The 8927-nt window shown below is 73.1% G+C and carries 8 protein-coding genes (1 of these 8 cut by a window edge); 3 read left to right on the top strand and 5 right to left on the bottom strand.

The genetic code is table 11. The annotated features are described in order from the left end of the window. The 4 genes from OG556_RS23075 to OG556_RS23060 form a co-directional block, all read right to left on the bottom strand. Positions 1-286: the 5' end (the start) of a nucleoside/nucleotide kinase family protein gene (locus OG556_RS23075; protein WP_371518921.1), read on the bottom strand. Its footprint begins 389 nt before the window's first position; the window shows 286 of its 675 coding nt (coding positions 1-286); it begins with the start codon at positions 284-286; its stop codon lies off the left edge, out of view. Positions 287-317: 31 nt separating this feature from the next. Next, a complete protein-coding gene (locus OG556_RS23070; RefSeq protein WP_371518919.1) occupies positions 318-1274 on the bottom strand; it encodes an LD-carboxypeptidase in 957 nt (318 codons plus the stop codon). 189 nt (positions 1275-1463) lie between these two features. Further along, positions 1464-2546 carry a tryptophan--tRNA ligase gene (gene trpS / locus OG556_RS23065; RefSeq protein WP_371518917.1) on the bottom strand — a complete coding sequence of 361 codons (1083 nt, stop codon included), beginning with the start codon at positions 2544-2546 and terminating at the stop codon, positions 1464-1466. 238 nt (positions 2547-2784) lie between these two features. Beyond that, positions 2785-4356, bottom strand: a complete 1572-nt coding sequence (locus OG556_RS23060) for an APC family permease (RefSeq protein WP_371518915.1) — start codon at positions 4354-4356, stop codon at positions 2785-2787. Between the two features lie 322 nt (positions 4357-4678). Here OG556_RS23060 and OG556_RS23055 point away from each other — a divergent pair, with 322 nt between their 5' ends. Both OG556_RS23055 and OG556_RS23050 read left to right on the top strand, forming a co-directional pair. Then, positions 4679-5794 carry an ABC transporter substrate-binding protein gene (locus OG556_RS23055; protein WP_371518914.1) on the top strand — a complete coding sequence of 372 codons (1116 nt, stop codon included), beginning with the start codon at positions 4679-4681 and terminating at the stop codon, positions 5792-5794. Positions 5795-5912: 118 nt separating this feature from the next. Then, positions 5913-7142: a hypothetical protein gene (locus OG556_RS23050; RefSeq protein ID WP_371518912.1), complete on the top strand. Its 1230-nt coding sequence runs from the start codon at positions 5913-5915 to the stop codon at positions 7140-7142. A 129-nt stretch (positions 7143-7271) separates the two neighbouring features. Here OG556_RS23050 and OG556_RS23045 read toward each other — a convergent pair whose 3' ends face one another. Then, positions 7272-7805 (bottom strand): NUDIX hydrolase, encoded by a 534-nt coding sequence (locus tag OG556_RS23045; protein ID WP_371518909.1) that lies wholly within the window; start codon positions 7803-7805, stop codon positions 7272-7274. Positions 7806-7900: 95 nt separating this feature from the next. Here OG556_RS23045 and OG556_RS23040 point away from each other — a divergent pair, with 95 nt between their 5' ends. Then, a complete protein-coding gene (locus tag OG556_RS23040; protein ID WP_371518906.1) occupies positions 7901-8890 on the top strand; it encodes an ATP-grasp domain-containing protein in 990 nt (329 codons plus the stop codon). Positions 8891-8927: the final 37 nt, after the last annotated feature.

The following is an 8927-nucleotide window of genomic DNA, read 5'->3' as shown; positions in this document are numbered from 1 at the left end:
GGCGCAGCAGAGCGACGTAGCCGTGGGCGTCGAAGGTGGCGGGGGCGCCCTTGCGGTGGGTCAGGGCGAGGCGGTCCAGTTGGGCGGCGGACAGGTGGAAGCCGTCGAGCGGAACGTACGCGGCGCTGCCGGGGCCCTCGGCGCGCTCGATCTCGGCGACCAGGTGCCGGGCCAGGGTGGACTTGCCGGCGGCGGGCGGGCCGGCAAGTCCGAGGATCGTGCGGGCGTTGCTGCCCGGGCCCCGGAGGAAGCCGAGGGCGAGGGCGGTGAGGCGGTCCTCGTTCATGGCCGCACCCTACTCACCGCCGGCACGGGCCTCACCGCTCGGCGAGGGCGGGCACCTCCAGGGTGAGGGTGCCGGCGTCGGCGTCGAGGACGGCGGGGACGCCGAGCGGGACGGTCAGAGTGGAGGGGCAGTGGCCGAAGCCGAGTTCCCAGATGACGGGTATGCCGAGCGGGCCGAGGCGGTCGAGCATGACGTCCCGGACGCGGTCGAGCCGTCCGCAGCCGTCCCAGGAGCCGAGCGCGATGCCTGCGACCCCGTCGAACGCGCCGGAGCGCAGGAACTGGGTGAGGAGCCGATCGAGCTGGTACGGCTGCTCGTGGACGTCCTCCAGGATCAGGATGCCGCCGGCGTAGGAGGGCCGGGCGGCGGGCGTGCCGCGCTCGGCCGCGAGGACGTGGAGGCAGCCGCCCGCGGTGACGCCCCGGGCGCGGCCGGGGACGAGGGCGGTGGCGGTCGGTGAGGTGAGCACGGTGGTGGCCGTGGGCTCGAAGAGGGTGCGGCGCAGGTGCTCGGCGGTCGGTCCGTCGGTGATGAAGGAGCCGGCCGCGCTCATCGGCCCGTAGAGGGTGGCGATGCCGAGCCGCTGGGCGAAGGCCTCCTGGAGGGAGGAGACGTCGCTGAAGCCGATGAACGGCTTGGGCGGGACGGCGCGCATGGCGGCCCAGTCGAGCAGGTCGACCATGCGGTGGACGCCGTAGCCGCCACGGGCGCAGATGACGGCGTCGACGGTGGGGTCGAGCCAGGCGGACTGGAGGTCGGCGGCGCGGTCGGCGTCTGTGCCGGCGAGGTAGCCGAGGGTGGGGTGGGCGTCGAGGACGTGCGGGGCGACGGTGACCCGCAGGCCCCAGGAGCGGAGGATCGCGCAGCCGTCGGTGAGTCGCTGGGAGTCGATCGGGCCGCTGGGGGCGACGACGGCGATGTGGTCGCCGGGGCGCAGGTGCGGCGGGCGGGTCAGACCCTGGCCGGACGTGGTCGGGTGCTGGTCCATGGGCCGGGACGCCTTTCGGGGGAGGCCGGGTACGGGCGGCCTCGGCGTGGTCGAGGCCGCCCGGTGACGATATGCCCCCGTGTCGACGGGCCGATGTCCGCGAGCGGGCGCCTTCGGGCCGACGTCTTCGGGCCGACGTCTTCGGGCCGAGGGTGCCCCGAGGGTGCGCCGGAGGTGCGGGGCGGTTCTTCAGATCGCCCCCATCACCCTCCTGACCTCGTCGAGGGTGGCGTCGGCGACGGCGTTGGCGCGTTCGGCCCCGTCGCGCAGGACCTGGCGCAGGTGGCCTCGGTCGGCGGCGAGTTCGGCGCGGCGGGCGCGCAGGGGGCGGAGGTACTCGTTGACGGAGTCGGTGACGGTGCGCTTGAGCGCGGCCGCCCCGCCGTCGCCGAGTTCCTCGGCGATCTCCTCGGGTGCGCGGTCCTGGCAGAGCGCGGCGAGCAGGATGAGGCCGGAGACCTCGGGCCGGTCGGCCGGGTCGTAGTCGATCCGGCGGTCGGCGTCGGTCCTGGCGCCGCGGATGATCCGGGCGGTCTCGTCCTCGGTGGCGCCGAGGGGAACGGAGTTGCCCCGGCTCTTGCTCATCTTGCCGCCGTCGGTGCCGAGCAGCAGCGGGGCGTCGGAGAGCAGTGCGCGGGGGGTGGGGAAGACGGCGCCGCCGTCGGCATGCGGGTAGCGCTCGTTGAAGCGGCGGGCGATGGTGCGGGCGACTTCGAGGTGGGGCAGCTGGTCCTGGCCGACCGGGACGAGGTTCGCCTTGCAGAAGAGGATGTCGGCGGCCTGGTGGGCGGGGTAGGTGAACATCAGCCCGTTGACGGCGGACTGGCGGGAGTGCGTGATCTCGTCCTTGACGGTGGGGTTGCGGTTCAGTTCGGCGACGCTGACCAGGCTGAGGAAGGGCAGCAGCAACTGGTTGAGGGCGGGGACGGCGCTGTGCGCGAAGATCGTGGCGCGGTCGGGGTCGAGGCCGGCTGCGAGGTAGTCGAGGACGAGGTTCTCGGTGTGCTCGGCGAGCCGGTCGGCGACGTCCCGGTCGGTGATGACCTGGTAGTCGGCGATCACGACGAACATCTCGACGCCCTGGTTCTGGAGCCGGACGCGGTTGTGCAGGGTGCCGAAGTAGTGGCCGAGGTGCAGCGGTCCGGTGGGGCGGTCCCCGGTGAGGACGCGGTCGCCGGCCGGGTCGGCGGTGAAGGTGGCGGTGGTGGCCACGGACGGGGTCGTCGGGGTGGTCGCGGTCGGCTCGGTGGTCGCGGTGGTCGCGGTGGTCATCGGGTTTCTCCTCGGTACGGCGGTGGTGGCGGCCGTCCGGGGCGGGGGCCCGTTCCGTGGGAAACGCGAAAGGGCCGTCCATTCCGGACGGCCCTGGTCGAGCGGGTGGGGTGGCCGTCCCTCAGGACGGCCACCAGCACTGGCCCGCGTAGAGCTTCATGCGGTCGAGGATAACGTCGGTGCCCGGCGGCGCGGTCGATTTTCGGCGCCCCCGGTCCTCCCGGTCCTCCCGGTCCTCTCAGTCCTCGACGACCAGCGCGGGGGTGTCCTTGCGCAGCGTCTCGCCGCGGAAGAACTCCGGCCGGGCCAGCCCGTAGCCGGTCATCAGGACGGCGCCGAGCAGCAGGATGCCGACGCCGATGACGAACACCGAGCCGATGCCGAAGACGGCGCCGCTGCCGTAGTCCGGGTTCCAGGCGTCGGTGAGGGTCTGCAGGAAGACCCCGCTCAGCAGCACGCCGCCGAGCAGCGGGGCGATGCCCTTGAGGAACAGGTCGCGGGGGCCGGTGCGCAGCGAGCGGCGGAAGTACCAGACGCAGGCGAACGCGGTCAGCGCGTAGTAGAAGCAGATCATCAGGCCGAGCGCCAGGATGGTGTCCTGGACGACGTTCTCGCTGATCAGGCTCATGCCGACGTAGAAGACGGCGGTGGCGATGCCGGCCGCGACGGTGGCGTACCCGGGGGTGCGGAAGCGCGGGTGGACGGCGCCGAAGCGCGGCGGCACGGCACGGTAGGCGCTCATCGCGAGCAGGGTGCGGGCCACCGGGATGAAGGTGGTCTGGAGGCTGGCGGCGGCGCTGGCGACGACGGCCAGGAAGAGCAGGACGCTCCACGGCGAGCCGAGGACCGGACGGGCGAGCGCGGCGAAGACGTTGTCCGAGGTCTCCGGGTTGCTGAGGCCGGAGCCGGTGGAGCCGACGCCCGCGAACATCTGGGCGGAGATCGCGACCAGCAGGTACGAGCCGACCAGGGTGACCATGGAGACCATCGCGGCGCGGCCGGGGGTCTTGGCGCTGCCGAGGGTCTCCTCGTTCATGGTGAGGCAGGTGTCCCAGCCCCAGTACATGAAGATCGACAGCGACAGGCCCGCGGTGAAGGCGCTGAAGGAGCTGACCTGGAGCGGGTTGAGCCAGGAGAACGAGAAGCCGATCGAGTCGGGCAGGTCGCCGGCGGCGGCCTTGCCGATGGCGATGGCCGAGAAGAGCACCAGCACGGCGAGTTGGAGGCCGACCAGGCTGTACTGGAACCACTTGGTGGCGGTCATCCCCCGGTAGCTCATCGCGGTGGCACCGGCGATCAGCAGGACGACGGTGAGCAGGTGGACGGCCTGGTTCTGGTCGAGTTCGGCGACCCAGCTCCTGCCGGTCATCTCGCCGAGCATCAGGTAGAGGAACTCGGTCGCGACCCCGGCCAGGTTGGAGAGCACGATGATGGTCGCGACGGTCAGGCCCCAGCCGGCCATCCAGCCGACCCGGGGGCCGAAGGCCTTGACCGTCCAGGTGAAGGACGTGCCGCAGTCCGGGAAGTCCTTGTTCAGCTCCTTGTAGGCGAACGCGACGAGCAGCATCGGCAGGAAGCCGGCCAGGAACACGGCGGGCATCTGGACGCCGACCGCGGTGACGGTCGGCCCGAGTGTCGCGGTCAGGCAGTAGACCGGGGCGACCGTGGAAACGCCCAGGACCACACTGCCCAGCAGGCCCACCGAGTTGCCCCGTAGACCCTTGTCCCCCGCTCCCCCAGCTGTCCCCTGGTCGGGGACTCCACCACTGATGCCACTGACCGGGGCACCCTGCGGAGCGTCGGGCGCCATTGCCCGGCCGCTGCTTCCGTGCTCTGAGAGCTGCTGATCAAACACCAGCGCACCCTAGGCGCGAGCATGGAAGGTTGAGTAGACCAACCCTTGGTGATCTAAACCACTTGCTTCGATTCGTTCTCGGCGAAGGCCGTAAAGGTGCAGCATTAACGGCGCGTTAAGCGGTGTACCTTGGTTTCAAAGGATCAGGGTCAAGAGAATTTCTCCCTTATGTCAAGGTTTGAGATGGTTCGCCCTCGGCCCGGACGGGCCACTACGCCCCCCCTCGGACGCTTCGGATAGGTTTGCCTCACCTAACCTCGATTCGAAGGAGCGTCGCGTGGCCCCCCACCCCGACGACCTGGTCCTCGTCCCCCGCACCCCCTCCCGCCGCAGGTTCCTCGCCGCCGGGATCGCCGGCGGGGCGGTCCTCGGCCTCGGCGGACTGCTCACCGCCTGCGGCAGCTCCGGCGGCTCGAGCGCCAACGGCGGCTCCGGCGGCGCGACCCCCGGCACCGGCGGCGCATCGCCCGACCAGAAGTCGGTCAAGCAGGGCGGCGACGACTACGCCACCGTGATCGAGAAGATGAAGGGCTTCGGCACCGACGCCGCCCCCGGCGTCTACCCGCGCACCGTCAAGCACGCCATGGGCGAGACCGTCATCCCCGCCAAGCCCACCCGGGTCGTGGTCCTGGACACCGGCGAACTCGACAACGTCGTCGCACTCGGCATCCAGCCGGTCGGCATCGTCTACACCGACGGCTCCAAGTCCCTGCCGTCCTACCTCAAGGACAAGGCCGGCAACCCGGCCAACGTCGGCACCATCAACAGCCTCAACCTGGAGGCCATCGCCGCGCTCAAGCCCGACCTGATCCTCGGCAGCCAGCTGCGCGCCCAGGACCAGTACGCGCAGCTGTCCAAGATCGCGCCGACCGTCTTCTCGCTGCGCCCCGGCTACCCCTGGAAGCAGAACTTCCAGCTCAACGCCAGCCCGTTCGGCCTGGAGGCCGAGGCCAAGACCCAGCTCGACGCGTACCAGGCGGCCGCCACCGCGATCGGCGCCAAGCTCGGCGACAAGCGGCCCACCATCACGCCGCTGCGCTTCATGCCCGGCCGGACCCGGCTGTACGCCGAGCTGTCCTTCATCGGCACCATCCTCACCGACGTCCCGCTGCCGCAGCCCAAGATCGAACAGGTCAAGGAACTCGCGGTGGAGGTCAGCCCGGAGCAGATCGACAAGGCCGACGCCGACTGGATCTTCTACGGCGTGTACGGCAGCCCCAGCTCGACCAACCAGGACGCGGTGCTCGGCGGCGCGCTCTGGAAGACCCTCGGCGCGGTCAAGTCCGGTCAGGCCCGGCCGGTTTCGGACGAGACCTGGTTCCTCGGGCTCGGTGTCATGGCCGCCAACGCGGTGCTCGCCGACCTCAAGGGCTTCGTCGCGCCCGGCACTTGAGTCGACACGGGGCGTAGGGGCGGGCAGTGGTCTCGCGCACACCCCCGGAGTTGACTCTTGGAGCTGGTCGCGCGGTGCGGGAGGATCATCCGGACCGTCCGCCGAAGGGCCCGTGCCGATGACCTCGCTCCACTCCGCCGCAACCGACCCGTCCCTGCCCGGCCCGCCCGGGGGCAGCGCCGGATCCGCGCCCCCGCACGCCGCGCGCTGCTCCATCGCGACGGCCGCCGAGACCGGCCCGGCCGGCGCTCCGGGCGCCGCCCCGTCCGGCACGGCCGGCGGGCCGCGCCAGGCGGGCGGCTCACGCCACGACTCCGTTCCGCAGCCGCGCGGACGGGAGGACGGCGCGGGCAACGGCGGACTCACGGCGGGGGGCGAGGCGGCTACGGACGATCCGACGACCTCGCGGCTGCGGGCGGCGCTCGCCGACCGGCTGCGGGCCGCCCGCGCCCAGGGCCGCTCGGTCGCCGACCTGGCGGCCGCGTGCCGGCGACCGGCCACGGAGGTCCGGGCGCTGCTCGGCGAGAGCGCCGAGGACTGCGAGGACGGCGGGGACGGGGACGGCGAGGTCCGTGAGGGCGGCGCGGGCGGCGCGGGCGGCGTCGGCGTTCAGCACCGTGAAGACGTTCCGGGTGGCGGGGCCGAGGCCGTGGGCGGGCGGGCCGGAACCGGGGCAGGCCGGTTCGGTCGGCCGGCTGTCGCGCCCGAAGGCGACCGGGCCGTGCCCGTGCTGCGCGCGGCGCGCGAGGAACTCCGGGCTGCCGGATCCCGGCGCCCCGCGCCCTCGCGCCGACTGCGCCGGATGCACCCGCAGGCCGACGCGACCGGGCAGGGGGCGACCGCACGGGAGACGGCCGCGACCGAACCGGTCGGGACCGCACCTACGACACCCGCGACCTCCGCCGCTCTCCCGGCCGAGGTCCGGGCGGCAGCCGCACCCGGTTCGGGTGAACCCGTCGGAGGCACCGGGGCGGTGGCAGCGCCGTCGGCCGCCGACCCCGGGGCGGCGCGGGCCGAGACACCGCTCGGCATCCTGATCGGCGGCAGCCCGAACCAGCCCGAGGCCGTCGGCCGCCCGGAGGAGCGGGCGCCGATCCGGGTGACGGCGGAACCGGTCCGGATCGGCCGCGGCACCAGCCTGATCGTGCTGCCCTCCTGGCGCCCCGCCATCGCCGTCTCGGTGCCGACCGAACAACTGATGTCCGCCACCGGGCTCGCCTTCGAGCAGCTGGCCGACGCGCAGCTGACCGTGCTGATGAACCCCTGCGCGCTGCACGACCGGGAGCTGGACCTGCGCGGCTGGGAATCCGGCCCGGGCGGGCGGCCGCGACGCGGCGGGCGCCCGTAGGGGCGTGCGCTCGTAGCAGCGCGCTGCGTTCAAGGCTTGCCGGCGACGGGTCAGGGGACGGCAGTCAGGAGGTCGGCTGTCGGCCGTGCGTCGGGGAGCGGTCAGCGGGTGGCGGTCAGCGGGTGGTCGTCAGCGACTGGGCGGGGCGTTCGGGATGAAGCCGAGGTCGACGGGTACCGGGGGGCGCCCGTCGACGGCCCAGCCCTCGCGGACGGCAGCCAGCAACTCCGGCAGCCGGGGCGGCCAGAGCGCGTCGGCGTTCTCGTCGGCCAGGTCGGCCGGGGTCCACCAGCGCCAGTCGAGGATCCGGTCCTGGGCGTGCACCGCGCTGACGTCACCGACCGGGCCGCGGTGCGGTCCGCCCGTGAGGTAGATGTGCTCGTGCTGACGAACCGGGGTGCCGTGCCAGGTGAAGTCGTGTTCCCAGGTGCAGAGCAGCGGGCCCGGTTCGAGGTCGCTCCAGCCCGTCTCCTCCCAGAGTTCGCGCCGGGCACCGGTCCACGGGGTCTCGCCGGGCTCCAGCCCGCCGCCCGGCATGGTCCAGTGGACGCCGACCTCGTCGTTGTCCGAACGGAGCAGGAAGACCGAGCCGTCCTCGTCCAGGACCACCGTGCGAGCCGCCTGCCGGGGGACACGTCTACGGAGTCTCAGCAGATTTCGCATCGGATCACTCTCCCAGCACCCGGCCGGGCCGTCGAGCGGGTTTGACGCGCCGAAAGCCGCCGACGCCGCCCCGCCCGGGCCTTACCCTGACGGCCATGCCCGTACCCGCGATCCTCTTCCCCGCCGACCCGCTCAACCCGCGCCGGCCCGACCCGCACTTCGCCTGGGAGGCCAGGCTGCTAAGGGAGTTGGGCGGCGAGCACCACCTGGTCGACCACGACGCGCTGCTCGCCGGGCACGCCGAGCAGGCGGTCCGGCAGGTGCCGCAGGACCGGGCTCCGCTCTGGTACCGGGGCTGGATGCTTCCGTCCGCCCGCTACACCGGCTTCGCCACCGCGCTCGCCGCGCGCGGCTGTGCCCTGCTGACCAGCCCGGCCGGCTACGCGACGGCGCATGAACTGCCGGGCTGGTACGGCGTGTTCGAGGGGGCGACTCCGCCCAGCACGTGGATCCCCACCGCCGCTGCCATGGCGCCCGGGCCGGAAGAGCTGGCGGCGGCCGCGGCCCGGCTCGGCGGGAGCGGGCCGGCGATCGTCAAGGACTACGTGAAGTCACGCAAACACGAGTGGCACGAGGCCTGCTACATCCCCGAGTTGGCCGATCTGGCGAGCGTCGGACGGGTGGTGGCGCGGTTCGTCGAGCTCCAGGGCGAGTTCCTGACCGGCGGGGTGGTGCTGCGGCGGTACGAGGAGTTCGAGCGGTCGGCCGACGGGACTGGCAGCGGCTCGGGTGACGACTCCGGCGAAGGATCGGGCGAAGAATCGAGCGGAAGGCCGGATGGAGGATCGGATGACCGTTCGGGCCGCGGGAGCGGGCGGGCCGTGGAGGCGCGGGTGTGGTGGCTGGACGGCGAACCCGTCCTGGTCGGGCCGCACCCCGACGCGCCTCACCACGACGTCGAACCCGACCTCACCGGCGTCCGCCCCCTGGTCCGGATGCTCGGCTGCCGCTTCGTCACCACCGACCTCGCCAACCGGGCCGACGGCTCCGGCTGGCGCGTGGTCGAGGTCGGCGACGGACAGGTCAGCGACCTGCCGCACGGGATCGACGCCACCGGCCTGCTGGCCTCGCTGATCGCCGCCTGACGATCAGCCTGACGGGCCGCCGACGACGGTCCGCCAG

It is taken from the genome of Kitasatospora sp. NBC_01300 (assembly GCF_041435235.1).
Taxonomy (GTDB): domain Bacteria; phylum Actinomycetota; class Actinomycetes; order Streptomycetales; family Streptomycetaceae; genus Kitasatospora.
Note: the sequence above shows the minus strand (reverse complement) of the source record. Positions and strands in the feature narration are given on the sequence as shown.

Coding starts and splice junctions, on each gene's coding strand:
- OG556_RS23070 (WP_371518919.1), bottom strand. CDS start 1,274: ATGGACCAGCACCCGACCACGTCCGGCCAGGGTCTGACCCGCCCGCCG.
- trpS (WP_371518917.1), bottom strand. CDS start 2,546: ATGACCACCGCGACCACCGCGACCACCGAGCCGACCGCGACCACCCCG.
- OG556_RS23060 (WP_371518915.1), bottom strand. CDS start 4,356: ATGGCGCCCGACGCTCCGCAGGGTGCCCCGGTCAGTGGCATCAGTGGT.
- OG556_RS23050 (WP_371518912.1), top strand. CDS start 5,913: ATGACCTCGCTCCACTCCGCCGCAACCGACCCGTCCCTGCCCGGCCCG.
- OG556_RS23045 (WP_371518909.1), bottom strand. CDS start 7,805: ATGCGAAATCTGCTGAGACTCCGTAGACGTGTCCCCCGGCAGGCGGCT.
- OG556_RS23040 (WP_371518906.1), top strand. CDS start 7,901: ATGCCCGTACCCGCGATCCTCTTCCCCGCCGACCCGCTCAACCCGCGC.